Below are 22,879 nucleotides of genomic sequence, written 5' to 3' on the forward strand. Positions count from 1 at the left end.
TTTGTAACGTGTGCTCGCTGGATTAGCTGCTTACCGCCGTGGGGGATCCTCGATGCCATCAGCCCGTCTGAGACGTGCCGCCCGGGATTCCGTCTCCGGGCTCCCCCGCGAGTTCTGGTGGCTGTGGACCAGCACGCTCGTCAACCGGCTCGGCGCATTCGTGGCCACGTTCATGGCCCTCTACCTCACGCTCGACCGCGGCTACTCGGCCTCGTACGCCGGTCTCGTCGCCTCCCTGCACGGCCTCGGCGGGGTCGTCTCCTCGCTGGGCGGCGGGGTGATGGCCGACCGGCTCGGCAGGCGGCCCACCCTGCTGATCGCCCAGACCGCCACCGCCGCCTCCGTCGCCCTGCTCGGCTTCATGACCGACCCGGCCGCCATCGCCGCCGTCGCCTTCCTGGTCGGCATGGCCTCCAACGCCTCCCGGCCGGCCGTCCAGGCGATGATGGCCGACATCGTCCGCCCCGAGGACCGGGTGCGCGCCTTCTCCCTGAACTACTGGGCCATCAACCTCGGCTTCGCCGTCTCCTCCATGGCCGCCGGGTTCATCGCCGAGTTCAGCTATCTCGCCGGGTTCCTGATCGAGGCGGGCATGACCCTGGCCTGCGCGGTCGTCGTCTTCGCCAAGGTGCCCGAGTCCCGGCCGGCCCCCGGCGCCCGGCAGGCGGAGGCGGAGGTCAGCCTCCGCACCGTGCTGCGGGACGGGCGGTACATGGCCGTCGTCGGGCTGTCCTTCCTGGTCGCCCTGATCTTCCAGCAGGGCGCGGTCGGACTGCCGGTGGCCATGGGCCGGGCCGGGTACACGCCCGCCGACTACGGCCTGGCCATCGCCTTCAACGGCGTCCTGATCGTCGCCCTGCAGATCCCCGTCACCCGGTTCATCGAACACCGCGACCCGCGCAGGCTGCTCGTCATCTCCTCGCTGCTCGCCGGGTACGGCTTCGGGCTCACCGCCTTCGCCGGGTCGGTCGGCGTCTTCATGCTCACCGTGTGCGTGTGGACCCTCGCCGAGATCGTCAACGCCCCGACCCAGACGGGCCTCGTCGTGCGGCTCTCCCCGGTCCACGGCCGCGGGCGCTACCAGGGTGTGTACACGCTGTCCTGGTCCGTCGCCGCCCTGGTCGCCCCGCTGATGTCGGGCGCGGTCATCGACCGGTGGGGCGCTCAGTGGTTGTGGGGGATGTGCGCGGTGGTGGGGACGGCGGCCGGGCTCGGGTACGCCCTGCTGATGCGGGGGCTGCCGAGGGAGACCCAGGCCGTGGCCGCCCCGAAGGCCGACGCCGGGACCGAAGTGCGTACGGCCTGACCGGCGCACGGGCCGCGGGCAAATCCGTCGACCATTTAATTCCAGTATTCGCGGAATGTAATTGCCTGCATATTCACGGTTTCATCACACGGGCCCCGGCCCGACCCGTGAACGCCCCGTTCGGGTGACGCGCATCCCTCGAATGCTCCAAATCTCACACCGGGTGGCGGTCGTTAGGTGACCGTGACGCGATTGGACTGGCGCGCAGCCGAAGATAATCCGACGACGACCCTACGCCGGTACGGCGATGTGGAAAGCATGTCATGCTCGGATCTGCTCGATGATTTCCTGAAGAGAATCAACGCCATGGAAAATGAATACTGGCGGGCGTTGGCGGTTCTGTACGGAGCATCCTGAGGCGGGGGCGGAGGTTTATCGATGGACAGGATTCAGCACGACACGGGTCTCTACGAAACCGGTCTCTACGAGCCGGGTCTCTACGAACCGGGTCTCTACGACGCGGGTGTCTACGAGCACACCTGGACCGTCCCGGAGCCGGACCTGGCGCCGCCCGACTGGGACCCGGTCGAGGAACTGGCCCAGATACTGTCCACGCCGACCGGCGGACACTCCGCCCCCGCCACCCCGCTGTCCGTGCCCGCCCCGCGCCGGGGCGGGCGCCGGCGGCTCCGCCAGGAATCCCACCTCCTCGACGGCGGCCGGCGCGTCACGCACATCACCCTGCTGATCGCGACGGTCTCGCTGTGCGCGGTGTGCATGCTCGGCTGGTCGGTCTGCTATTCGTACAGCCAACTGCGTGTCATCGCCTGCGTGGTACTCCCGCCGGAACTGGCGCGCTACTGGCCGCTGACGGTGTACGGGCCGTGGTTCGTCGCCGCGCTTTCCGTTCTGCGGGCCACCGCACAACGCCGCAGCGCACGGCGTTCCTGGGGCATTGTGCTGGCCGCCTCCGCGATGGCCGTGGCGCTGTGCGTCAGCCACTCCTCCCGTGAGCTGCTCTCCTTAGTGATCTTCGGAATTCCACCGGTCACCGCGCTCGTGTGCTTCTGGGAACTCGTCGGTCAGCTCCCGACGAAGAGCCGGGCCCGGCACGCCACCCATCCGGAAACACCGGATTCGAGGAAGTGAGCGCCCCGGCGGCGACCGGTCGCCGCCGAAGGGCACGGAGTCCGAGAAGAACGCGACGATCCACGAACCCAGCGCCGCCGAGCGCGCGGCGGCCACGGCCACGCGGCGGCCACGGCGGCGTAGGCGCCTTCTGGTGGCAGCCGGGCTCGGCCGGGTCCGGTCTGCGCGCGCTGCCTGCGGACAGCGGGCTCGTGCGGTCCTTCGCCGGTACCGGCAGGCTGCTGGTGGTCGGCCTGGCCCAGTGGTCGGACGGCCGCGCCGCCGACCACGGGTCCCTGACCGGCAGGCTCCGCCCGCTCCTCGGCTCGGTGACCGAGACGGCCGCCACGCACGACCGGGGCTGACCGGGCCCGACCCGGTAGGCCCCTTTGCCCCGCCGGTACGGCGAAGGGCCGGTGCGAACCAGTCGCACCGGCCCCGGGGTGTCGTTCAGCCGCACTGGCAGGGGTTGCCCGACTGGCATCCGCAGCCGCAGCCCGAGCCGCAGCCGCACGCGCCGAACAGCGGCAGGCTCCTGATCTCGGCGGGCTGTTCGGTCTCGCGCTCCTGCGTCGGGTCGGGCGTGGTGCCGGGGGATTCGGCCATGGGTCCCTCCTAGACCTCGGGGCAGGGATGCCCTCGGCCATTTCATGCCCATTCCGCCGGGCGCATCAACGGCGCACGGAGGCGCCTGTCCCGACCGGGGGCGCCGGGCCGCACGGCGGAGGCCCGGCCCCGGCAGCTCCGGGCCCGGGCGGCTCCGGCTCCCCCGGCGGGGTCACGCGCCCTCGACGCCCTTCACCGGCTGGATGTCGGACTGCAGCTCGTCCGCGTGCTCGCCGGTGACCAGGTAGACCACGCGCTTGGCGACGGCCACGGCGTGGTCGGCGTACCGCTCGTAGTAGCGGCCCAGCAGGGTGACGTCCACGGCCGTCTCGATGCCGTGCTTCCAGCGGTCGTCGATCAGGTGCTGGAAGAGGGTGCGGTGCAGCAGGTCCATCTCGTCGTCGTCCTGCTCCAGCTGGAGGGCCAGGTCGACGTCCTTCGTCACGATCACCTCGGCCGCCTTCGCCATCAGGCGCTGCGCGAGCTGACCCATCTCCAGGATGGTGGCGTGCAGGTCCTGCGGGACCGCGCGCGCGGGGAAGCGCAGCCGGGCCAGCTTCGCCACGTGCTGGGCGAGGTCGCCGGAGCGCTCCAGGTCGGCGGACATCCGCAGCGAGGTGACGACTATCCGCAGATCCGTCGCCACCGGCTGCTGCCGGGCCAGCAGTGCTATCGCCCGGGCCTCCAGGTCGTGCTGGAGCTCATCGACCTTCTGGTCGGCCTCGATCACGCTCTCGGCCAGCTTCAGATCGGCGTCGAGGATGGCGGTCGTGGCGCGTCCGATCGCCGATCCGGCCAGCCGGGCCATCTCCACCAGCCCGTCGCCGATCGAGTCAAGTTCCTCGTGGTACGCGTCCCGCATCAGGGTTCCCTCTCGTGCGTCGTGGTTCGGGGGGTTCAGGGGCCGTCACTTCACGCGCGCGTCCCGTGGCGAAAACCGGCGGTACGAACCCCACGCTTCCACGCTGTGCCCCGTACGCGTCTGTTTCCGCCCCCCTAAATGAACCAATACTGGCTCCTAGGTGAACTCTGGGCGACGAGTGTTCGAGGTCGCACCTCCACGGCTGTGGGCATGTCGTACGGCATGCCTAACCTGGAAGCATGGACGTGAACGCGGCGGTCGCCGCAGCGGCAGCGATCGCCGGGGTGCTCACCGGTGTCATCGCCATGCTGGCGTTCCGCTGGAGCGAACGCGACCAGAAGAGACCGACCAGGACTTCCTTGCACACTGACCCCGTACTCCCGCCCGGCGTGGACACCGTGCTCTCGGTGCTGCGCTCCTCCGCCGTCGTCCTCGACGAGGCCGACGCCGTCGTCAAGGCAAGCTCCGCCGCCTACGCCCTCGGGCTGGTGCGCGGGGGCAAGCTCTCCATCGAGCCGATGCTCCAGATGGCCCGGGACACCCGGCGGGACGGGGAGATACGCCAGGTCGAACTGGATCTCCCCCGGCGCGGCACCGGACGCGGCGAGGCGCTCGCCGTCTCCGCCCGCGTCGCCCCGCTCGGCTCCCGCCTGGTCCTGCTGCTGGTCGAGGATCTGACAGAGGCCCGCAGGATCGAGGCGGTGCGACGCGACTTCGTGGCGAACGTCAGCCATGAGCTGAAGACGCCCGTCGGCGCGCTGTCCCTCCTCTCCGAGGCCGTCATGGACGCCTCGGACGACCCCGAGGCCGTCCAGCGCTTCGCCGGCCGCATGCAGATCGAGGCGACCCGCCTGACCAACCTGGTCCAGGAGCTGATCGACCTCTCCCGGGTGCAGAACGACGACCCGCTGGAGGACGCCGAGCCCGTCCGCGTGGACGAGCTGGTCGCCGAGGCCATCGACCGCTGCCGGCACCAGGCGGGCACGAAACAGATCACGATGGCCGCCGGCGGCACGGCCGACCTGCACGTCTGGGGCAACCGGGGGCAGCTGGCCGCCGCCCTCGGCAACCTGGTCGAGAACGCCGTCAACTACTCCCCGGCCCGCACCCGGGTGGGCATAGCCGCCCGCCGGGTCTCCGCGCCCGGCGGCGACATGATCGAACTCGCCGTGACCGACCAGGGCATCGGCATCTCGGACCGGGACAAGGAGCGCATCTTCGAGCGCTTCTACCGGGTCGACCCCGCTCGCTCGCGGGCCACCGGCGGCACCGGTCTGGGTCTCGCCATCGTCAAGCACGTGGTCGCCTCGCACGGCGGGGAGGTCACGGTCTGGAGCGCCGAAGGCCAGGGCTCCACTTTCACCCTCAGGCTGCCGGAGGCGGGCGCGGCCCGCGACCGCGCACACCAGCACCCCGACCTCGAGGACGAGGCAGGGGTCACCGACTCATCCCCGTACGAACCGCTTCCCGCCCCGGAGGTCCTTCCGTGACCCGAGTGCTCGTCGTCGAGGACGAGGAGTCCTTCTCCGACGCCCTGTCGTACATGCTTCGCAAGGAGGGCTTCGAGGTCGCCGTCGCGGCGACCGGTCCCGACGGACTGGACGAGTTCGAGCGCAACGGCGCCGACCTGGTCCTCCTCGACCTGATGCTGCCGGGTCTGCCCGGCACGGAGGTCTGCCGTCAGCTGCGCGGCCGTTCCAACGTCCCCGTGATCATGGTGACCGCGAAGGACAGTGAGATCGACAAGGTCGTCGGTCTCGAAATAGGAGCCGATGACTACGTCACCAAGCCCTTCTCCTCCCGTGAGCTGGTCGCCCGTATCCGGGCCGTCCTGCGCCGCCGCGGCGAGCCGGAGGAGGTCACCCCGGCCGCGCTGGAGGCCGGCCCGGTCCGCATGGACGTCGACCGGCACGTGGTGACCGTCGGCGGCTCCAAGGTCGACCTGCCGCTGAAGGAGTTCGACCTCCTGGAGATGCTGCTGCGCAACGCGGGCCGCGTGCTCACCCGTATGCAGCTGATCGACCGGGTCTGGGGCGCCGACTACGTGGGCGACACCAAGACGCTGGACGTCCACGTCAAGCGCCTGCGCGCCAAGATCGAGCCCGACCCGGGCGCCCCGCGCTACCTGGTGACGGTGCGCGGTCTCGGCTACAAGTTCGAGCCGTAGACCGCGGGCGTACGAGGACGCGGCCGGCGCGTACGACGAAGGGCGGCACCCCGTGCGGGGTGCCGCCCTCGTGCGTGGCGTCGGTCAGTGGCCGGCGGCCGACTGCGAGGCCGAGTCGCTCGGGGTGGCGCCGGACTCGGAGGCGGAGCCGGACGGGTTCGGCTCGCCGCTCTTGCCGGGCTTGCCGCTGCTGGAGGCGCTCGCCCCCGGGGCGCCGCCGGCGGACGCCGAGGCGGACGACGAGGCCGACGCCGAGGCGGACGGGATCTGCGACGGGCCCCACTTGCCGAAGTAGCTGGTCGCCGGGACCACGAAGGCGCTCAGGTTCACCTCGCCGGTCTTGCTGAGGGTGAAGGTGACCTTCTGGACGTTGCCGTCCTGGACGGCCTCGCGGCCGCTGGCCAGCACCGCGGAGGCGTTGTCCTTGCCGCCGATGACCAGCGAGCCGCCGGCCGGGACGGTCAGCTTCTTGCCCTTGGCGGGCGTCAGCCGGGCCGACGTGCCGGAGCTCCCGACGGTGACCGACTGGAGGGTCTCGTCGGTGCGGCCCGAGTTGAACAGGGTCGCGGAGATCGCCGCGGGGCCCGTGGACTCCAGGTCGGGCTGGGTGATCACCACGACGTTCTGGATCTTGATGGTGCCGACGCTGGTCGCCGCGTTGTCCGGCTTGATCTCCAGGGTCTGCGAGTTGTTGCCGGCGCCACAGGCGGCGAGCGAGGCGATCGAGAAGACGATGGCGGAGGCGGCGAGGGCGCCGCGTCGAAGGCTGCTGCTCACGGCGGCGGCAACTCCTTGAACGCACGGGCGGCTCCCTGATAAAGCCGCCCTAAGTGTCTGTCAGCGGCCTTAGGTTACCGAGCCGTTCCCACGCCATCACACCCGACCCTCCCCCAAGCGCCGGGCTTCCCTCCAGGTGGGGGTACCCCGCGGGGCACAAGTGACTCGGCGGTCACATTGCGGAGCAGCTCGTCTGTCATTCACATAACACGGTGGTGCCGCCCTCTCGGCCCCCTCTGAACGCCCCTCGCAAATTTTCCGTGAAGGAATGCGCGACCCTCCCCGATATTGATCACGGAGCACCCGTCCGGCCGCTGTTGATCAATTCCGGATTCGTCTCACATCCACCTCGGGTCACCGAACGGAGTAGCGGAAGTCGTACGCTTGGCACCAGACAAATCGGGACGTTACACCACTTGGAGCGGGCTCGCGGGGGGTGTAGCGTACGCGTTTCGCCTCGCCCGGAGAGCCCCTCCGACCTGCGAATACCCGCTCGCGCGGGCGCCTCGCAGCACGTTCCGGTTGCTGTTGTCAAGCCCCGAGATATGCCCTGACCTGCGAAAACGCCATTCAGAAGACGCCGTATCCGTGTTACTCTGGATAGCCACGGAAGGGGTACCTGTCACATGACGTTCAAGGTTGGCGACACCGTGGTCTATCCCCATCACGGGGCCGCGCTGATCGAGGCCATCGAAACTCGCCAGATCAAAGGCGTGGACAAGACCTACTTGGTGCTGAAGGTCGCCCAGGGTGACCTGACGGTACGTGTGCCAGCGGACAATGCGGAGTTCGTCGGCGTGCGTGATGTGGTCGGTCAGGACGGGCTCGACCGGGTCTTCGAGGTGCTGCGCGCGCCGTACGCCGAGGAGCCCACGAACTGGTCCCGTCGCTACAAGGCAAACCTGGAGAAGCTCGCCTCCGGCGATGTCATCAAGGTCGCGGAAGTCGTGCGTGACCTGTGGCGTCGCGAGCGCGAGCGCGGACTCTCCGCCGGCGAGAAGCGCATGCTCGCCAAGGCCCGCCAGATCCTGGTCAGCGAGCTGGCTCTCGCGGAGAACACCAACGAGGACAAGGCCGAGGCCCTGCTCGACGAGGTGCTCGCCTCCTGACGCGCAGCGGCAGCGAACCCTCGCTTCCGGCACGCTCAGCCCAGTGAAATGCCGCGGTGCCCGATGACACTGATCCTGTCGCCGGGCGCTGCGGCATGTTCGTCCCCGGAACGACCCGAGAAGAGCCCGGTGCGGGAAACCCCGACCCGGCTCCGAGGGCTCCGGCCACCGGACGGTACGCCGAAACACCTGCCGTACATCTCGGGGAAGCCCCCGATACTTGAGGTGCCGGGCCCGGGCGGATGGCTCGACCAGGGTCACGGAAAGGGTCCGGTCAAGGCGTCGCGCCCGGCACTCCTCCAGGCCATACCCACGTAGGTCGAGCACACAAACCTGACAGGAACCGATGTCTGACGAATCGCGCCCTCAGCCCGCGCAGACCCCCGTCGCCGCCGTGATTCCCGCCGCCGGCCGAGGCGTGCGCCTCGGTCCGGGCGCCCCCAAGGCGCTCCGCGCGCTGAACGGCACGCCCATGCTCATCCACGCGGTCCGCGCCCTCGCCGCGTCCCGCCATGTCTCGCTGGTGATCGTCGTGGCCCCGCCGGACGGCGCCGCCGAGGTCAAGTCCCTGCTCGACGCGCACGCCCTGCCCGACCGCACCGACTTCCTGGTCGTGCCCGGCGGGGAGTCCCGCCAGGAGTCGGTCCGGCTCGGCCTCGACGCCCTGCCGCCGGCGTACGGCGTCGTCCTGGTCCATGACGCGGCCCGCCCGCTCGTCCCGGTCGACACGGTCGACGCGGTCATCGAGGCCGTGCGCGACGGCGCCCCGGCGGTGGTGCCCGCGCTGCCGCTGGCCGACACCGTCAAGGAGGTCAGGCCCGCGCAGGAGCCCGGCGGGCCCGAGCCGGTCGTCGCCACCCCCGAGCGGGCCCGGCTGCGTGCCGTGCAGACCCCGCAGGGCTTCGACCGGGCGACCCTGGTCCGCGCCCACGAGACCGTCACCGAGAACGTCACCGACGACGCGAGCATGGTGGAGCAGCTGGGGCTGACCGTCGTGGCCGTCCCCGGCCACGAGGAGGCCTTCAAGGTCACCCGCCCCCTCGACCTGGTCCTCGCCGAGGCGGTCCTGGCCCGGCGGAGGCTGAACGATGGCTTCTGAGGCGCCCTGGCCGCTGCCGCGGGTCGGTATCGGCACCGACATCCACGCCTTCGAGGAGGGCCGCGAGCTGTGGTGCGCGGGCCTGAAGTGGGAGGGCGAGGGCGCCGGTCTGGCCGGCCACTCCGACGCCGACGTCGTCGCCCACGCGGCCTGCAACGCCCTTTTCTCCGCCGCCGGCCTCGGTGATCTCGGGCAGCACTTCGGCACCGGGCGCCCGGAGTGGTCCGGCGCCTCCGGGGTCGCCCTGCTGACCGAGGCCGCCCGGATCGTGCGCGCGGCGGGCTTCGCCGTCGGCAACGTCGCCGTCCAGGTGGTCGGCCCCCGGCCGAAGATCGGCAAGCGCCGGGACGAGGCCGAGGAGATCCTTTCCGCGGCGGCCGGCGCCCCCGTGTCGGTCTCCGGCGCGACCACCGACGGCCTCGGCTTCCCCGGCCGCGAGGAGGGGCTGATGGCGGTGGCCACGGCACTCGTGGTGCGGGTGGACTGAGGGCGTGCGAGGGTACCCACACGGCCAGCGATCCCGTGACTCCGGAGGGTACCCATGTCCGCCGTTCTGTCCGACCGCCTGAAGTCCCTGCTCGACGACAAGGTGTTCGTCGTCCTCGGCACCGTCCAGCCCGACGGCAGCCCGCAGATGTCCCCGGTCTGGGTGCAGCGCGACGGCGAGGAGCTCCTCGTCTCCACCACGGTCGACCGCCGCAAGTTCCGCAACCTGGACCGCGACCCCCGGGTCACGGTGGTCGTCGTGAACCCCGACGAGCCGTACGAGTACGCCGAGATCCGCGGCACCGCCGAGACGACGACGGAGGGCGGCCCGGAACTCATCGACACGCTGAGCCGGAAGTACACGGGCCGGAAGTACGCGGACTTCAACCCGGCCTCGGCGCAGGACGCCCAGCGGGTGGTCGTACGGATCCGGCCACGGAAGGTCGTCGGGCGGCTGTGAGGGCCCTCCGTCCGGGGAAGGGCGCATGGCACGGCCCGGCGCCCACTACCCTGGAGTGGTGACGATTCGCCTGTACGACACCAACGCCCGGCAGATCCGTGACTTCACCCCGCTCAAGCCGGGCTGTGTCTCGATCTACCTCTGTGGTGCCACCGTGCAGGCGGCGCCGCATATCGGCCATATCCGCTCGGGCCTCAACTTCGACATCATGCGCCGCTGGTTCGCGTACCGCGGCTACGACGTGACGTTCATCCGCAACGTCACCGACATCGACGACAAGATCATCACCAAGAGCCGCGAGCAGAACCGCCCGTGGTGGTCGATCGGGTACGCGAACGAGCGCGCGTTCAACGAGGGCTACGACGCCCTCGGTTGCCTCCCGCCGACGTACGAGCCCCGCGCCACCGGCCACATCACCGAGATGATCGAGATGATGCAGGGCCTCATCGAGCGCGGGCACGCCTACGCGGCCGACGGCAACGTCTACTTCGACGTGCGGTCCTTCCCCGGCTACCTGGAGCTGTCCCGGCAGGAGCTGGACAATCTGCGCCAGCCGTCCGGCGAGGGCGAGACCGGCAAGCGGGACCAGCGCGACTTCGCCATGTGGAAGGCGGCCAAGCCGGGCGAGCCGAGCTGGCCGACCCCCTGGGGTCCCGGCCGCCCCGGCTGGCACCTGGAGTGCTCGGCGATGGCCCACAAGTACCTGGGCTCCGCCTTCGACATCCACGGCGGCGGCCTCGACCTGATCTTCCCGCACCACGAGAACGAGATCGCCCAGGCCAAGGCCTACGGCGACGACTTCGCCCAGTACTGGGTGCACAACGCCTGGGTCACCATGGCGGGCGACAAGATGTCCAAGTCGCTCGGCAACAGCGTGCTGGTCTCCGAGATGGTCAAGCAGTGGCGGCCCGTCGTCCTGCGCTACTACCTCGGCACCCCGCACTACCGCTCGATGATCGAGTACAGCGAGGAGTCGCTGCGCGAGGCCGAGTCGGCGTTCGCGCGGATCGAGGGCTTCGTCCACCGGGTCACCGAGCTGGCCGGGAAGACCGTCGACCCGGCCGCCGAGGTCCCGCCCGCCTTCGCCGAGGCGATGGACGACGACCTGGGCGTCCCGCAGGCCCTCGCCATCGTCCACACCACCGTCCGCCAGGGCAACAGCGCGCTGGACGCCGACGACAAGGAGGGCGCCGTCGCCCGGCTCGCCGAGGTGCGGGCCATGCTCGGCGTCCTCGGTCTCGACCCGCTCGACCCGCACTGGCTCGGCGAGGGCGACCGCGGCGAGGACCTGAACGGCGTGGTCGACAGCCTGGTCCGGCTCGTCCTCGACCAGCGCGAGTCCGCTCGCGCCCGCAAGGACTGGGCCACCGCCGACGCCATCCGCGACCAGCTGGCGCAGGCCGGACTCGCCATCGAGGACGGCCCGCAGGGTCCGCGCTGGAGCCTCGGACCGCGCTGATCCGCGGCGGTCACCGAAGATCGATTGTGCCGCCCGGCCCTCCGGGCGGCACACTGCATAGACGTACGAACATATCCGCGGTGCCTTTTCGTGGCGCCGCCGCAGAGAACAGGTAGGTCATGGCCGCGAACAACCGCCGCATGTCCGGCAAGAAGGGCGCGCAGGTCGGCAGCGGCGGCAAGCGGCGCCGGGGCCTGGAGGGCAAGGGTCCGACCCCGCCCGCCGAGATGCGCAAGGGGCACGTCAAGCAGCGCGCCGCCGCCGCCAAGACCCGCCGCGCGCAGGGCCGCCCGCCGCAGCGCCGGGGCGCGGGCAGGTCGACGTCCGAGCTGGTCGTCGGCCGCAACCCGGTGGTCGAGGCGCTCCGCGAGGGCGTCCCCGCCACGACCCTCTACGTCCAGCAGTTCATCGACAACGACGAGCGCGTCCGCGAGGCCCTCCAGCTCGTCGCCGAGCGCGGCGGCATCAACCTCATGGAGGCCCCGCGCCCCGAGCTGGACCGCATGACGAACGGCCTGAACCACCAGGGCCTGGTCCTCCAGGTCCCGCCGTACGAGTACGCGCACCCGGAGGACCTGCTCGACGCCGCCGCCGACGAGGGCGCGGACCCGCTGGTCGTCGCCCTGGACGGGGTCACCGACCCGCGCAACCTCGGCGCCGTCGTCCGCTCGGTCTCCGCCTTCGGCGGCCACGGTGTGATCGTCCCCGAGCGCCGCTCGGCGGGCATGACCGCCGGTGCCTGGAAGACCTCCGCCGGTGCGGCGGCCCGTACGCCGGTCGCCCGCGCCACCAACCTCACCCGGACCCTGGAGTCCTACAAGAAGGCCGGCCTCACGGTGGTCGGTCTCGCGGCGGACGGCGAGGTCGAGCTCGGTGACCTGGCGGCCCTGGGCGGCCCGGTCGTCATCGTCGTCGGCAGCGAGGGCAAGGGCCTGTCCCGGCTGGTCGGCGAGACCTGCGACTACCGGGTGCGCATTCCGATGCCGGGCGGCGCCGAGTCGCTCAACGCCGGTGTGGCCGCGGGCATCGTGCTGTACGAGGCCGCGCGCGGCCGTAGCTGACGCGGGGGCGGGTCACGCGCGGGCGTGGCCGGCCGACGGTCCGGGCGGAGTCGAACCTCCGCCCGGATCTTCACCCTTGCGAGGTGATTCAGACGTCCTCGTGGTGTTCGGGGCGGCTTTGACGGGGTCCGGACACATCCGCTCAGCCAAAGCAGTGTCCTAACACCACGTCACTCGGTTAGATGAGTGTGGACACCAGAACACCCCGCACACCCACGGGGGACCGCTCGTCGGGATACGACGACGTTCCCGCGCTGAGCATGGTGAAGGTGCCGAGCGATCCGGCGCAGGTCATCGTCAACCACGCCAGTTTCCGCGTGCAGCTGGGCGCGACGGCCCAGCACACCCGATCCCCGCGCATCGCCCGGCACCTGAGTGCCGCCCAGGACACCGCCCGGATGCCCGTCGTGGGCACGGCGGGCCGGGCCGGCGCCGCCGGCCGCCGCCGCCCCGTCGTGTGGAGCGGCAAGTCCGCCCCCGACGACACCGGCGCCCACCGGCTCCTCCAGGCCGTGCGGGGCAGCAGCGTCCGCCACGCCGAGGAGCCCGAGGGCGGCGCCACCCGGGTCATCCCGCGCGTCCAGACCGGCTACGCCGACACCTACGACGAACTCGACCAGACCGTCGAGACGCCCGTCGTCGGCCACCAGCGCACCGCCGCCGAAGCGGACGGCACCCGCCTGCTGCCGCACATGCGCACGGCCACCGGCGCCTATGACGACGACCCCGGCCACCCGGACTCCGGCTACGAGCCGTACGACAGGTACCCGGCCGACCCCGACCCCGACCCCGATGCCGAGGGTCAGCGCATCGCACGGCGCCAGGGCGACGACCCGGCCCGGCACGCCTACTACCCCGGGCGCCGGCTGAACCTCGGAGTCGTCCTCCTCCCGCTGCGCGTCTTCCTCGGCTTCATCTCCATCTACGCCGGCATGGGCAAGCTGTGCGACCCCGTCTACTTCGACGGCGGCAAGCGCGGCTCGATGGTCACCTGGCTCAACACGCTGCACCCCTGGGACGTGGCCGAGCCGCTGCGCCAGTTCGCCCTCCAGCATCCCGTCGGCTCCGGCCTGGTCATCGCCTTCCTCCAGGTCGTCGTCGGCGTGCTGACCATCCTGGGCTGCTGGCAGCGGGTGGCCGCGGTCGTCGGCGTGCTGCTCTCCGCCGCCCTGATCGTCACGGTCAGCTGGAAGACCGTCCCGGCCTACGACGCGCCGGACATCATCTATCTCGCCGCCTGGTCCCCGCTGATCATCGCCGGCGCCCCCGTCTACTCCGTGGACGGCCGCCTCGCGGGCAGCGCCTGGCGCCGGCTCGGCCCCCGCTCCGACATCTGGGAGCTGCGCCAGTACGTGCTGCGCCGCGGCGCGCTGATCACGGTCGTCACGGTCGGTCTGACCCTGCTGATCGGCTCCCTGCTGGGCGGCGCGGTCCGCGACTCCAGCCGCGTGGTCGTCCCCGGGCCCGGCGAGGCGCCCCGCAACCAGCTCCCCGGCTCCCCGCTCCCGCAGGAGCCCGGCAAGCGGCACCAGAAGACCCCGACGGCCCCCAGCTCGCCCACGGGCGGCGCCACGGCCGGCGCGAGCCCGAGCGGGGCCGCCACGACCCCGGGCGCCAGCCAGAGCGCCGGCACCGCCGTCACGACGCCCAGCCAGACGCGGGGCACCTCCGGCCAGGTCCCGCCGCGCCAGGCGCCCCCGACGGGCGGCGCCCCGAGCACGACGGCGGGTCCGACGAGCGTGGGCGGCACCAGCACCGGCGGCTCCGCGACGGGCGGCGGCTCGTCCTCGGGCGGCGGCGGCAGCAGCACCTCCACGGGCCAGCCGGGCCTGGTGGGCGGACTGCTGGGCTGACGGACCCGGACCGCGAGCGACAGGGCCCCGTACCGCGAAGGTACGGGGCCCTGTCGGCCGTGGGGGCCACCGGTCGGCCCGGGGAGGAGGCCGGAGCGGCTACCGCCCCAGGGCCGCCAGTTCCTTGGCCGCTTCCGTCAGGTCCTTGGCCGTGTCGATGGCCCGCCAGTACGCGCCCTGCGGGATGGGGAACCCGGCGAGCCTCCGCTCGCGGGCGAGGCGGGGGAAGGTGGTCCGCTCGTGGTCGCCGCGCTCCGGCAGCAGGGCGGCGAACTCGGGCGAGAACACGTACACACCGGCGTTGATCTCGAACGTCGACGGCGGTGCCTCGATGAAGTCGGTGATGTGCCCGAACCCGTCGGTCTGCACCGCGCCCCACGGGATCCGCGGGCGGGCCAGCGCCAGGGTGGCGAGCGCGTCGCGCTCGGTGTGGAAGTCGGCCATGTCCCTGAGGGAGAACCGGGTCCAGATGTCCCCGTTCGTGGCGTACCAGGGCTGGTCGGGGTGGGGCAGTCGCGCCGCGGCGTACCGCAGTCCGCCGCCGCGGCCGAGCGGCTCGCTCTCCACGACGGTGGTGACGGAGACGGGCAGGTCGGCCGAGTCCAGCCACTTCTGCAGGACGTCGGCGAGGTGGCCGCAGGAGACCACCACGTCCGTCACGCCTTCCTCGGCGAGCCAGGTGAGCTGGTGGCCGATGATCGGAGTGCCCGTACCGGGGATCTCGACCATCGGCTTGGGCCGGTCGTCGGTGTACGGACGCAGCCGGGAGCCCTGGCCACCGGCCAGGACCACTGCTTGAGTGGGGCGCGACGCGGCGCTCGGATGGGTCATGAGCGCACTGTACGTGGCGCCCCACCGGGGTGTGCCGGGGGTGATGCGCTCCTCACGGAGCCGTTACCGGCTTCCCGGCGGAAGCCGGCCGATCCGGGACTCAGCTGTGCGCTGCCAGGACGCCCGAGGCGAAGGCCGTGTCGCACACCGGGCGGGCGTACGACTGGGCGCGCGGGGCGCCGTAGATGCGCACCGCGGCCCGGCCGAGGGCACGGGCGAGGGAGGAGCAGTGCCGGGCCAGCGAGGGGCGCTGGCTGACGGCCTGCTGGAGGTGGGTCAGGACCACCCCCGGGTTGTGGTGCTGGAGCTCGGTCATCAGCTGGTCGCGCAGCACGTCCTGCGGGGCGCGGGCGGCCGCCTTCTTGGCGGTGACCTCCGCGGACGAGACGTCGGAGGCGGCCAGCACCGAGCTGGAAGGGCTCCCCGTCCAGTTCACCCGGGTGACCGCGAGGGTCCCGGAGAGCACCATGAAGACGGGCAGGACGAGGGCGAGGGTACGGCCGATCCGGCGGGCAGGGCCGCCCCGGTGGCCGCGTCGCGTCTGAGGGGTGGTGGAGTGCTTCACGCGTGTGAGGGTAGCGCCCAGTGATGATTTGGAGACATTGAGTCACCCTTATGGGGGATGAGAGGGCGCCGCTTTCTGGGTAAGGGGTTGACGGCCGCCGCCCGAAATGATCGCTGTGCCGGGGTATCTCACGCCATGCGAAAGGCCCCGCGGTGAGACCGCGGGGCCCGCTCGCCGATCTGTCGGCCGGGGGTCAGTCGGACAGCCGCTCGCCCGTGGACGTGGAGAACACGTGGATCTCGCCCGGCCGCGGCACGACGTGCAGCGTGGCGCCCTTCTCCGGGACCTGGCGGCCGTTGACGCGTACGACCAGGTCCTTGACCTCGTCGCCGACCTCGGCGGTGCCGTAGACGTAGCCGTCGGCGCCCAGCTCCTCGACGACGTTCACGGAGACGGCGAGACCGGCCGGGGCGTCCGCGCTGTCCTTCGACAGGGACGTGGCGGCCCCGCCGCCCAGCTCGACCACGTCGAAGTGCTCCGGGCGCACGCCGACGGTCACCGTGCGATCCCCCCGGTCGGCGGCGGCGCTCAGCGCCTCGCGGTTGACGGGGACGACGCTGTTGCCGAACTTCACGCCGCCGTCGGTGATCGGGACCTCGACCAGGTTCATGGCGGGGGAGCCGATGAAGCCGGCGACGAAGAGGTTGGCGGGCTTGTCGTACATGTTCCGCGGCGAGTCGACCTGCTGGAGCAGACCGTCCTTGAGCACGGCCACCCGGTCGCCCATCGTCATGGCCTCGACCTGGTCGTGGGTGACGTAGACGGTGGTGATGCCGAGGCGGCGCTGCAGGGACGCGATCTGCGTACGCGTCGAGACGCGGAGCTTGGCGTCCAGGTTGGACAGCGGCTCGTCCATGAGGAAGACCTGCGGCTCGCGCACGATCGCGCGGCCCATGGCGACACGCTGGCGCTGACCGCCGGAGAGCGCCTTCGGCTTGCGGTCCAGGTACTCGGTGAGGTCGAGGATCTTCGCGGCCTCCTCGACCTTCTGCCGGATCTCCGCCTTGTTGACGCCGGCGATCTTGAGCGCGAAGCCCATGTTGTCGGCGACCGTCATGTGCGGGTAGAGCGCGTAGTTCTGGAACACCATGGCGATGTCCCGGTCCTTGGGCGGCAGGTGTGTGACGTCCCGGTCGCCGATGCGGATGGCGCCGGCGTTGACGTCCTCGAGACCTGCGAGCATCCGCAGGGAGGTGGACTTTCCGCAGCCGGACGGGCCGACCAGGACGAGGAACTCGCCGTCCTCGATCGCGATCTCCAGCGCGTCGACGGCGGGCTTGGTGGAACCCGGGTAGATCCGGGTCGCCTTGTCGAACGTGACAGTGGCCATGGTGAATGGGCCCCCTTCTACCGGCAGGAACGTGCCGGACGATCCGTTGTAGGAAGGTGGTGACGCAGTCCGCCCGGCGTCATCCGCACGGGTGAACTGGATCAGGACGGTACCTGGCGTTCACCCGCCATGTCAGTACCTGGAGCCCCGTGAACTTCGCGGAAATTTTCGAGGAGCCGCACCGGGACGTGGGTACACTGCACAGGCGCAGACGCGCCACGCGCGCGTGCGGGCCTCCTTAGCTCAGCTGGCCAGAGCAACGCACTTGTAATGCGTAGGTCGTCGGTTCGAATCCGACAGGGGGCTCTCTCGGAAGAGCACCTGGGGACGTCCCTAGGTGCTCTTCCGCCGTTCAGCGGAGCCTGCGGCGGCGCCGGGCGGATCCGGCAGGTTGTGCCACGCGTGGGTACATCCGCCGGCGCAGTGCAGCGTCCGCCTGCGGGTGTCGGCGATGCTGAAGAGGGCGAGGAGCAGGCGGAAGGACTTGGTGAGTTCGTAGGCCGGAAGCGCCTCCATTCCGAAGCGCCACTTCGTGAGCATCACCGCCGGCGTGTGAGTGGGGCGGATGCCGGAACGCGCGATGCTCTCCGGCACGTCCTCCTCGCGGGCGCGGGCCTGCCCGCAGAACAGCACCAGCGCGTGCAGGACCCTTCGGCGGTCGTCCTCCGAGAGGCCCTCGAACCACGCGACGCCTTCGGACACCGGTCTGAGCCCCTGTGCGAGTTCGTTCAGGACCACCTCGTGTGCGTACAGCACAGACGTCCACCCCCCATGGTTCAGATCGACGGTACGCGCACGGCCGCCTGCGAGCAGCAGGGTTTCGCGTGCTCCGGTGCCACCGCGGCGGTCCTTTCATCGGGGGCGCAGGCGGCGGGCGATCTCCAGTTGGCGGGGCTCGGTCGGGCGGCCGTCCTCCGCGTCCCACAGGGCGTTCTGGAGGAGGCGGCCCAGGGTCCAGGCGCGGGCGCGTTCCCGGTCCAGGCCCAGGACGTCGGTCATCGCGTCGAAGCGCCAGACGACCTCGTCCGCGTCGAAGCGGTTGTCCAGGGCGGGCCACAGCTCGAAGCCGGGGTCGCCGGCCAGGGGCTTGGGGTCGATGGCGAGCCAGTCCGCGCGGTCGGCGGCGAGGACGTTCTCGTCGTGCAGGTCCCAGTGCAGGAGCCGGTCGCCGGGCTCGTGCACGACCTCGCGTACGGCGGCGGCGCAGTCGGCGACGAGCCGGCGGACCTCCGGGTCGTGCGTGCGGGTGAGCGCCCAGGGGGTCTGTTCCAGCATGGCGTGGGCGATGTCGCCGAGCCGGCGCAGGCCGGGCGGGGCCGGGACGGAGGTCAGCCGGGCCAGCAGGCCGGCGATGACCTGGACCGCCTCGCGGGTGCTGGGAAGGGCGGCCAGCATCCGGGTCTCGTCCAGGCGCTCCAGGAGCAGGGTGCCGGTGTCCGGGTCGTGGTCGAGGAGGCGGACGGCACCGTCGCCGTCCCAGATCCGCAGCGCGACCGGTTCGCCCTCGCTCTCCTCGTCCCGGAGCTGGAGCTTGAGCACGGCGCGGCGGCCGTCGGCGCGGACGACCGGCAGGACCAGGGCGCTGACGCCGTGCAGGGAGGGGCCGTCGATCCGCAGCCGCCAGCGGTCGAGGAAGCCGGCCGCGAGGTCGGGGAGCGCCGCGATGAAGGCCCGCCCCCGGGTGCCGTTGTACGTCTCCTGCGCCGCTGCCAGCTCACCCGGAATGTCGATCACGAATGGGACGATACTGGCGTGCGTGAATCGGGTCATGCGAATTGACCGGGGCCTGGACGCGGTGTGGCGGTACGTCCGCGGTGCTCCCGGCACCTATGTGTGGCTGGGCGTCCTGTTCGTCACGACGGTCGCGCTGCACCACATGTCTCCGGAGTTCGAGCAGCACTTCCTGCGCCAGCGGTCCACGAACATCCATGAGCTGTCCCGCAACCCGGTCCGTGCGCTGGTGGCGAGCGCGATGTGGATCGACGGCGGCCACTGGGTGCCGTACGCCTTCCTGTACACGGTGTTCCACGCGACGGCCGAGCGCCGGCTCGGCACGCTCCGCTGGCTGACGGTGTGCGCGCTGGCCCATGTGCTGGCCTCGCTGATCAGCGAGGCCATGCTGCTGGCGGCGATCCGCAAGGACATGGCCCCGTACGCGGCGGTCAACACCCTGGACATCGGGGTGAGTTACGCGCTGGCCGGGGTGATCGCGGTGCTCGGGTACCGGCTCGCCGCGCCCTGGCGGTACGCCTATCTGGCGGCGGTGCTGATCGTCTTCGGGCTGCCGCTGACGGACGCGCCGACCTTCACCGACTTCGGGCATTTCCTCGCCGCACTGATCGGACTGGCCTGCTATCCGCTGGTCAGGGGGCGCGGAAAAGCATGGAATCCGAAGGAGACACTGGCCGGGTTCAGGGGTTAACGTCCCGGCCATGAGCAGCTCGGCAAGCAGGGTCGTCAACGGTGGCATCTCGTTCTGGTACGCGGACGACGGTCTTCCCGCGGTGCGGGAGCCGCTGCCGGGGGACGCGTCCGCCGACGTCGTCATCGTCGGCGGCGGGTACACGGGGCTGTGGACCGCGTACTACCTGAAGAAGGCGGCGCCCTTCCTGCGGATCACGGTGCTGGAGCAGAAGTTCTGCGGGTACGGCGCCTCGGGCCGCAACGGCGGCTGGCTGTACAACGGGATCGCGGGCCGGGACCGGTACGCGAAACTGCACGGCCAGGAGGCCGCCGTACGGCTGCAGAAGGCGATGAACGACACGGTGGCCGAGGTGATCGAGGTCGCCCGGGCGGAGGGCATCGACGCCGATGTGCACAAGGGCGGGGTGCTCGAAGTCGCCACGACCCCGGCGCAGCTGGCGCGGCTGAAGGCGTTCCACGCGCACGAACTGGCGTACGGCGAGAAGGACCGGGAGCTGTACGGCGCCCGGGAGACGGCCGAGCGGATCCGGGTCGCGGACGCGGTGGGCTCGGCCTGGACCCCGCACGGGGCCCGGCTGCACCCGGTGAAGCTGGTGAAGGGGCTCGCGGCCGTCGTGGAGGGGCTCGGGGTGACCATCCACGAGTCGACGCCGGTGACGGAGATCAGGCCCAAGCACGCGGTCACGCCGTACGGCACGGTCCGCGCCCCCTACGTACTGCGCTGCACCGAGGGCTTCACGGCCTCGCTGAAGGGGCAGAAGCGGACGTGGCTGCCGATGAACTCGTCGATGATCGCCACCGAGCCGCTGACCGAGGAGCAGTGGGCGGCGATCGGCTGGAGCGGCCGGGAGACGCTCGGGGACATGGCGCACGCGTACATGTACGCCCAGCGCACGGCCGACGGCCGCATCGCGCTCGGCGGGCGCGGGGTGCCGTACCGCTTCGGCTCGCGCACCGACAACGACGGCCGCACCCAGCAGGCGACGATCGAGGCGCTCCGGGACATCCTGACCCGGTTCTTCCCGTCGCTCGCCGGGGTGGGCGTGGAGTACGCCTGGTCCGGTGTCCTCGGCGTCCCGCGCGACTGGTGCGCCACGGTGACCCTGGACCCCGCGACCGGCCTCGGCTGGGCCGGCGGGTACGTCGGGTCCGGCGTCGCCACCACCAATCTCGCCGCCCGTACCCTGCGGGACCTGGTGCAGCGGGATTCCGGTCAGGGCGGCCGGACCGAGCTGACGGACCTGCCCTGGGTGAACCACAAGGTCCGCAAGTGGGAGCCGGAGCCGCTGCGCTGGCTGGGCGTCCAGGGCATGTACGCCACCTATCGCGCCGCCGACCAGCGCGAACGGCTGCACCCCGGCACGGAGTCGTCACGGCTGGCGAAGGCGGCGGACCGGGTGGCGGGCCGGCACTGAGGCGCCGCCGGGTCCGGCGGCGGGGGCCGGCGGGGCTTCCGGCGGGGCGGCGCTCGGTGGCGGTGATGCGCGGGAGCCGTGTCGCACCCCGGGCGCGCGTTCCGCGTTCTCACGGTTCCAGTACGACCTTCCCCACGGTGTCGCGGCGCTCCAGCGCGCGGTGTGCGGCGGCTGCCCGGGCGAGCGGGAAGCGGGTGACGGCCGGGCGCAGCAGGCCCCGGGCGGCTTGGTCGAGGGCGCGCAGTTCCAGGGTGCGCAGGCCGCCCGCCGCGCGCAGCATGGCCGGGCCGAGCACGGACTGGGAGACGCCCTCCACGAAGTGGCCCCGGCCCTGGCCGATGCCCTCCGCCGACCAGCCGAAGACCAGGTGCCGGCCGCCGGGGCCGAGCAGGGCGACGGCCTCGCGGGCGGCCTGGCCGCCGACGCCGTCGTAGACGATCGTGGCGGGCCCCGCGCCCCTCGCGCCGAGCCCGGCGCGGACCTCGGCGGGCCAGTCGGGGGAGCTGTAGTCGACGGCGAGGTCGGCGCCGTTCGCGCGGACGCGGGCGGTCTTCGCCGGGCCGCCGGCGAGCCCGACCACGAGGGCGCCGGCGTTCTTGGCGTACTGCACGAGCAGGGTGCCGATGCCGCCCGCCGCCGCCGGTACGACCACCACGTCCTCCGGTCCCGGCTCGGCGAACCGCACGATGCCCAGCGCCGTACGGCCCGTGCCGATCATGGCGACGGCGGTGGCGGGGTCGACGCCGTCCGGGACGTCGTGCAGGCGCTCGGTGCCGGTGACGGCGAGCGCGGCGTGGCCGCCGGGGGCGAAGCCGAGGTGGGCCACCACCCGCCGGCCGAGCCAGTGGCCGGCCACGCCGTCGCCGAGCGCGTCCACGACGCCGGCGACCTCCCGGCCGGGCACGGTCGGCAGGGCGGGCAGCTCGGGCGCCGGGCCCCGGTTGCCCGCGCGCAGGGCCGCGTCCATCAGGTGCACCCCGGCGGCGGCGACCGCGATCCGCACCTGGCCGGGGCCCGGGTCCGGATCCGGGATCTCCTCGTAGGTCAGGTTCTCGGCCGGGCCGAAGGCGTACAGGCGGACGGCGTGCATGGAGACCCCCCAGGGATACGGTTCGGCGCACCGGTTCCGCGCGCCGGTTTCGCGCACCGGTTTCGCGCGCCGGTTCGCCGCGGTGGACGTGTGGTGGGACCACCCTTCGGCCTCAAGCGCGGTTGAGGTCAAGGGCGGCCGGCCCCGGCGACTGTCAGTGGCGGGGTGCAGCATGGGCGCATGGTGAGGCGAGCGAGCGGAAGCCGGCCAGCGGGCCGGGCGCAGGGGCGGGGCGTGCGACGGCCGGAGGTGCGGCTGCCGCCGCTTCGGCCCTGGGCCGAGGAGGAGTTGGAGCCGGACGGCGACTACGACGGGCTGGAGTTCCGGGAGCTGGACCTGGCCGGGCAGGACGCGGTGGGCGCCCGGTTCATGGACTGCGCGCTGACGGACTGCGCGCTGGACGAGACGGCGCTGGGCCGGGCCCGGGTGCTGGATTCGGTGCTGACCGGGCTGCGCGGTGTCGGCACCCGGCTCGCCGAGTCCACGTTCCGCGACGTCGAGCTGGTCGAGCCGCGTCTGGGCGGCACGCAGCTGCACGGGGCGGTGCTGGAGCGGGTCGTGATCCGGGGCGGCAAGATCGACTATCTGAATCTGCGGGAGTCCCGCCTCAAGGACGTCGTCTTCGAGTCCTGTGTCCTGGTCGAGCCGGACTTCGCGGGTGCGCGGCTGGAGCGGGTGGAGTTCACCGACTGCGCGCTGAAGGGCGCGGACTTCGGCGGGGCGACCCTGGCGGACGTGGACCTGCGCGGCGCGGCCCCGCTGGAGATCGCCCGCGGCCTCGACCGGCTGTCGGGTGCGGTGATCAGCACCGGACAGCTGCTGGACCTGGCGCCGGTACTGGCGGCGGAGCTGGGGATCAGGGTCGAGGGCTGAGTCGCGAGGCGAGGGCGGGGAGCGCTGTGGGAGGCCCT

Annotated in this window: 25 protein-coding genes and 1 tRNA gene; 17 read left to right on the forward strand and 9 right to left on the reverse strand. The window is 72.0% G+C overall.

The genetic code is table 11. The features are described from left to right. Nucleotides 1-52 precede the first annotated feature (52 nt). From ACF073_RS15640 to ACF073_RS15655, 4 genes are all read left to right on the forward strand, one after another. A complete protein-coding gene (locus ACF073_RS15640; protein WP_392070184.1) occupies nucleotides 53-1,306 on the forward strand; it encodes an MDR family MFS transporter in 1,254 nt (417 codons plus the stop codon). Nucleotides 1,307-1,483: 177 nt separating this feature from the next. Next, nucleotides 1,484-1,663, forward strand: coding sequence for a hypothetical protein (locus tag ACF073_RS15645; RefSeq protein WP_392070186.1), 180 nt, complete (start codon nucleotides 1,484-1,486; stop codon nucleotides 1,661-1,663). Nucleotides 1,664-1,684: 21 nt separating this feature from the next. After that, on the forward strand, nucleotides 1,685-2,395 hold the full coding sequence (locus ACF073_RS15650; protein ID WP_392070188.1) for a DUF2637 domain-containing protein: 711 nt from the start codon (nucleotides 1,685-1,687) through the stop codon (nucleotides 2,393-2,395). A 191-nt stretch (nucleotides 2,396-2,586) separates the two neighbouring features. Further along, nucleotides 2,587-2,739: a hypothetical protein gene (locus ACF073_RS15655; RefSeq protein WP_392070190.1), complete on the forward strand. Its 153-nt coding sequence runs from the start codon at nucleotides 2,587-2,589 to the stop codon at nucleotides 2,737-2,739. An 85-nt stretch (nucleotides 2,740-2,824) separates the two neighbouring features. Here the strand turns inward: ACF073_RS15655 and ACF073_RS15660 are convergent, their stop codons facing one another. Both ACF073_RS15660 and phoU read right to left on the reverse strand, forming a co-directional pair. Then, complete coding sequence (locus ACF073_RS15660; RefSeq protein WP_202515382.1) at nucleotides 2,825-2,980, reverse strand: hypothetical protein; 156 nt, start codon at nucleotides 2,978-2,980, stop codon at nucleotides 2,825-2,827. A gap of 172 nt (nucleotides 2,981-3,152) precedes the next feature. After that, on the reverse strand, nucleotides 3,153-3,842 hold the full coding sequence (gene phoU / locus ACF073_RS15665) for a phosphate signaling complex protein PhoU (protein WP_392070192.1): 690 nt from the start codon (nucleotides 3,840-3,842) through the stop codon (nucleotides 3,153-3,155). A 239-nt stretch (nucleotides 3,843-4,081) separates the two neighbouring features. On the opposite strand from phoU, the gene ACF073_RS15670 reads away from it, so the two are divergent. Together ACF073_RS15670 and ACF073_RS15675 are read left to right on the forward strand one after the other, a co-directional pair. Next, complete coding sequence (locus tag ACF073_RS15670) at nucleotides 4,082-5,332, forward strand: sensor histidine kinase (protein ID WP_392070194.1); 1,251 nt, start codon at nucleotides 4,082-4,084, stop codon at nucleotides 5,330-5,332. Beyond that, nucleotides 5,329-6,009 carry a response regulator transcription factor gene (locus tag ACF073_RS15675; RefSeq protein WP_014673455.1) on the forward strand — a complete coding sequence of 227 codons (681 nt, stop codon included), beginning with the start codon at nucleotides 5,329-5,331 and terminating at the stop codon, nucleotides 6,007-6,009. The genes ACF073_RS15670 and ACF073_RS15675 overlap by 4 nt, the downstream gene beginning before the upstream one ends. An 84-nt stretch (nucleotides 6,010-6,093) precedes the next feature. Here the strand turns inward: ACF073_RS15675 and ACF073_RS15680 are convergent, their stop codons facing one another. Continuing rightward, complete coding sequence (locus ACF073_RS15680) at nucleotides 6,094-6,786, reverse strand: DUF461 domain-containing protein (protein WP_392070196.1); 693 nt, start codon at nucleotides 6,784-6,786, stop codon at nucleotides 6,094-6,096. A 626-nt stretch (nucleotides 6,787-7,412) separates the two neighbouring features. On the opposite strand from ACF073_RS15680, the gene ACF073_RS15685 reads away from it, so the two are divergent. The 7 genes from ACF073_RS15685 to ACF073_RS15715 all read left to right on the forward strand — a co-directional run bounded on the left by ACF073_RS15685 (nucleotide 7,413) and on the right by ACF073_RS15715 (nucleotide 14,313). Continuing rightward, a complete protein-coding gene (locus ACF073_RS15685) occupies nucleotides 7,413-7,895 on the forward strand; it encodes a CarD family transcriptional regulator (protein WP_003953493.1) in 483 nt (160 codons plus the stop codon). Between the two features lie 346 nt (nucleotides 7,896-8,241). Next, a complete protein-coding gene (gene ispD / locus ACF073_RS15690; RefSeq protein ID WP_392070198.1) occupies nucleotides 8,242-8,994 on the forward strand; it encodes a 2-C-methyl-D-erythritol 4-phosphate cytidylyltransferase in 753 nt (250 codons plus the stop codon). Continuing rightward, a complete protein-coding gene (ispF, locus tag ACF073_RS15695; protein ID WP_392070201.1) occupies nucleotides 8,984-9,481 on the forward strand; it encodes a 2-C-methyl-D-erythritol 2,4-cyclodiphosphate synthase in 498 nt (165 codons plus the stop codon). Before ispD ends, ispF begins: the two co-directional genes overlap by 11 nt. A 54-nt stretch (nucleotides 9,482-9,535) precedes the next feature. Continuing rightward, a complete protein-coding gene (locus tag ACF073_RS15700) occupies nucleotides 9,536-9,940 on the forward strand; it encodes a PPOX class F420-dependent oxidoreductase (RefSeq protein ID WP_392070202.1) in 405 nt (134 codons plus the stop codon). A gap of 58 nt (nucleotides 9,941-9,998) precedes the next feature. Beyond that, nucleotides 9,999-11,399, forward strand: coding sequence for a cysteine--tRNA ligase (gene cysS, locus ACF073_RS15705; protein ID WP_392070203.1), 1,401 nt, complete (start codon nucleotides 9,999-10,001; stop codon nucleotides 11,397-11,399). A 119-nt stretch (nucleotides 11,400-11,518) separates the two neighbouring features. Beyond that, nucleotides 11,519-12,460 (forward strand): 23S rRNA (guanosine(2251)-2'-O)-methyltransferase RlmB, encoded by a 942-nt coding sequence (rlmB, locus tag ACF073_RS15710; protein WP_392070204.1) that lies wholly within the window; start codon nucleotides 11,519-11,521, stop codon nucleotides 12,458-12,460. Between the two features lie 182 nt (nucleotides 12,461-12,642). Next, nucleotides 12,643-14,313, forward strand: a complete 1,671-nt coding sequence (locus ACF073_RS15715) for a DoxX family membrane protein (RefSeq protein WP_392070205.1) — start codon at nucleotides 12,643-12,645, stop codon at nucleotides 14,311-14,313. A 99-nt stretch (nucleotides 14,314-14,412) separates the two neighbouring features. Here the strand turns inward: ACF073_RS15715 and ACF073_RS15720 are convergent, their stop codons facing one another. From ACF073_RS15720 to ACF073_RS15730, 3 genes are all read right to left on the reverse strand, one after another. Next, nucleotides 14,413-15,144 carry an NDP-sugar synthase gene (locus tag ACF073_RS15720; RefSeq protein ID WP_392070207.1) on the reverse strand — a complete coding sequence of 244 codons (732 nt, stop codon included), beginning with the start codon at nucleotides 15,142-15,144 and terminating at the stop codon, nucleotides 14,413-14,415. A 100-nt stretch (nucleotides 15,145-15,244) separates the two neighbouring features. Next, nucleotides 15,245-15,709, reverse strand: a complete 465-nt coding sequence (locus ACF073_RS15725; RefSeq protein WP_392070209.1) for a hypothetical protein — start codon at nucleotides 15,707-15,709, stop codon at nucleotides 15,245-15,247. 193 nt (nucleotides 15,710-15,902) lie between these two features. Further along, nucleotides 15,903-17,039, reverse strand: a complete 1,137-nt coding sequence (locus ACF073_RS15730) for an ABC transporter ATP-binding protein (RefSeq protein WP_392070211.1) — start codon at nucleotides 17,037-17,039, stop codon at nucleotides 15,903-15,905. 232 nt (nucleotides 17,040-17,271) lie between these two features. On the opposite strand from ACF073_RS15730, the gene ACF073_RS15735 reads away from it, so the two are divergent. After that, a tRNA-Thr gene (locus tag ACF073_RS15735) sits at nucleotides 17,272-17,345 on the forward strand. 27 nt (nucleotides 17,346-17,372) lie between these two features. On the opposite strand, the gene ACF073_RS15740 is transcribed toward ACF073_RS15735, so the two are convergent. Next, nucleotides 17,373-17,795, reverse strand: coding sequence for a DUF5958 family protein (locus ACF073_RS15740; protein WP_392070212.1), 423 nt, complete (start codon nucleotides 17,793-17,795; stop codon nucleotides 17,373-17,375). A 96-nt stretch (nucleotides 17,796-17,891) separates the two neighbouring features. Then, nucleotides 17,892-18,809 carry an aminoglycoside phosphotransferase family protein gene (locus ACF073_RS15745; protein ID WP_392070214.1) on the reverse strand — a complete coding sequence of 306 codons (918 nt, stop codon included), beginning with the start codon at nucleotides 18,807-18,809 and terminating at the stop codon, nucleotides 17,892-17,894. Here ACF073_RS15745 and ACF073_RS15750 point away from each other — a divergent pair. Together ACF073_RS15750 and ACF073_RS15755 are read left to right on the forward strand one after the other, a co-directional pair. Next, entirely contained in the window at nucleotides 18,808-19,461 is a 654-nt protein-coding gene (locus tag ACF073_RS15750) for a rhomboid-like protein (RefSeq protein ID WP_392070216.1), read from the forward strand. The genes ACF073_RS15745 and ACF073_RS15750 overlap by 2 nt on opposite strands. A 10-nt stretch (nucleotides 19,462-19,471) precedes the next feature. Beyond that, entirely contained in the window at nucleotides 19,472-20,878 is a 1,407-nt protein-coding gene (locus ACF073_RS15755; protein ID WP_392070218.1) for an NAD(P)/FAD-dependent oxidoreductase, read from the forward strand. Between the two features lie 109 nt (nucleotides 20,879-20,987). On the opposite strand, the gene ACF073_RS15760 is transcribed toward ACF073_RS15755, so the two are convergent. Further along, nucleotides 20,988-21,968 (reverse strand): zinc-binding dehydrogenase, encoded by a 981-nt coding sequence (locus tag ACF073_RS15760; RefSeq protein WP_392070220.1) that lies wholly within the window; start codon nucleotides 21,966-21,968, stop codon nucleotides 20,988-20,990. A gap of 180 nt (nucleotides 21,969-22,148) precedes the next feature. Between ACF073_RS15760 and ACF073_RS15765 the strand changes: the two genes are divergently transcribed. After that, nucleotides 22,149-22,841, forward strand: coding sequence for a pentapeptide repeat-containing protein (locus ACF073_RS15765; protein ID WP_392070222.1), 693 nt, complete (start codon nucleotides 22,149-22,151; stop codon nucleotides 22,839-22,841). Nucleotides 22,842-22,879: the final 38 nt, after the last annotated feature.

Source organism: Streptomyces sp. NPDC015171 (assembly GCF_043079545.1).
GTDB lineage: Bacteria > Actinomycetota > Actinomycetes > Streptomycetales > Streptomycetaceae > Streptomyces.

What these genes read in the sequence shown, in the direction of transcription:
- ACF073_RS15755 (WP_392070218.1), top strand. Translation starts at nt 19,472, where the DNA reads ATGAGCAGCTCGGCAAGCAGGGTCGTCAACGGTGGCATCTCGTTCTGG.
- ACF073_RS15760 (WP_392070220.1), bottom strand. Translation starts at nt 21,968, where the DNA reads ATGCACGCCGTCCGCCTGTACGCCTTCGGCCCGGCCGAGAACCTGACC.
- ispD (WP_392070198.1), top strand. Translation starts at nt 8,242, where the DNA reads ATGTCTGACGAATCGCGCCCTCAGCCCGCGCAGACCCCCGTCGCCGCC.
- ACF073_RS15715 (WP_392070205.1), top strand. Translation starts at nt 12,643, where the DNA reads ATGAGTGTGGACACCAGAACACCCCGCACACCCACGGGGGACCGCTCG.
- phoU (WP_392070192.1), bottom strand. Translation starts at nt 3,842, where the DNA reads ATGCGGGACGCGTACCACGAGGAACTTGACTCGATCGGCGACGGGCTG.
- ACF073_RS15745 (WP_392070214.1), bottom strand. Translation starts at nt 18,809, where the DNA reads ATGACCCGATTCACGCACGCCAGTATCGTCCCATTCGTGATCGACATT.
- ACF073_RS15660 (WP_202515382.1), bottom strand. Translation starts at nt 2,980, where the DNA reads ATGGCCGAATCCCCCGGCACCACGCCCGACCCGACGCAGGAGCGCGAG.
- rlmB (WP_392070204.1), top strand. Translation starts at nt 11,519, where the DNA reads ATGGCCGCGAACAACCGCCGCATGTCCGGCAAGAAGGGCGCGCAGGTC.
- ACF073_RS15730 (WP_392070211.1), bottom strand. Translation starts at nt 17,039, where the DNA reads ATGGCCACTGTCACGTTCGACAAGGCGACCCGGATCTACCCGGGTTCC.
- ACF073_RS15650 (WP_392070188.1), top strand. Translation starts at nt 1,685, where the DNA reads ATGGACAGGATTCAGCACGACACGGGTCTCTACGAAACCGGTCTCTAC.
- ACF073_RS15765 (WP_392070222.1), top strand. Translation starts at nt 22,149, where the DNA reads ATGGTGAGGCGAGCGAGCGGAAGCCGGCCAGCGGGCCGGGCGCAGGGG.
- ACF073_RS15750 (WP_392070216.1), top strand. Translation starts at nt 18,808, where the DNA reads ATGCGAATTGACCGGGGCCTGGACGCGGTGTGGCGGTACGTCCGCGGT.
- ispF (WP_392070201.1), top strand. Translation starts at nt 8,984, where the DNA reads ATGGCTTCTGAGGCGCCCTGGCCGCTGCCGCGGGTCGGTATCGGCACC.
- ACF073_RS15685 (WP_003953493.1), top strand. Translation starts at nt 7,413, where the DNA reads ATGACGTTCAAGGTTGGCGACACCGTGGTCTATCCCCATCACGGGGCC.
- ACF073_RS15670 (WP_392070194.1), top strand. Translation starts at nt 4,082, where the DNA reads ATGGACGTGAACGCGGCGGTCGCCGCAGCGGCAGCGATCGCCGGGGTG.
- ACF073_RS15640 (WP_392070184.1), top strand. Translation starts at nt 53, where the DNA reads ATGCCATCAGCCCGTCTGAGACGTGCCGCCCGGGATTCCGTCTCCGGG.
- ACF073_RS15700 (WP_392070202.1), top strand. Translation starts at nt 9,536, where the DNA reads ATGTCCGCCGTTCTGTCCGACCGCCTGAAGTCCCTGCTCGACGACAAG.
- ACF073_RS15720 (WP_392070207.1), bottom strand. Translation starts at nt 15,144, where the DNA reads ATGACCCATCCGAGCGCCGCGTCGCGCCCCACTCAAGCAGTGGTCCTG.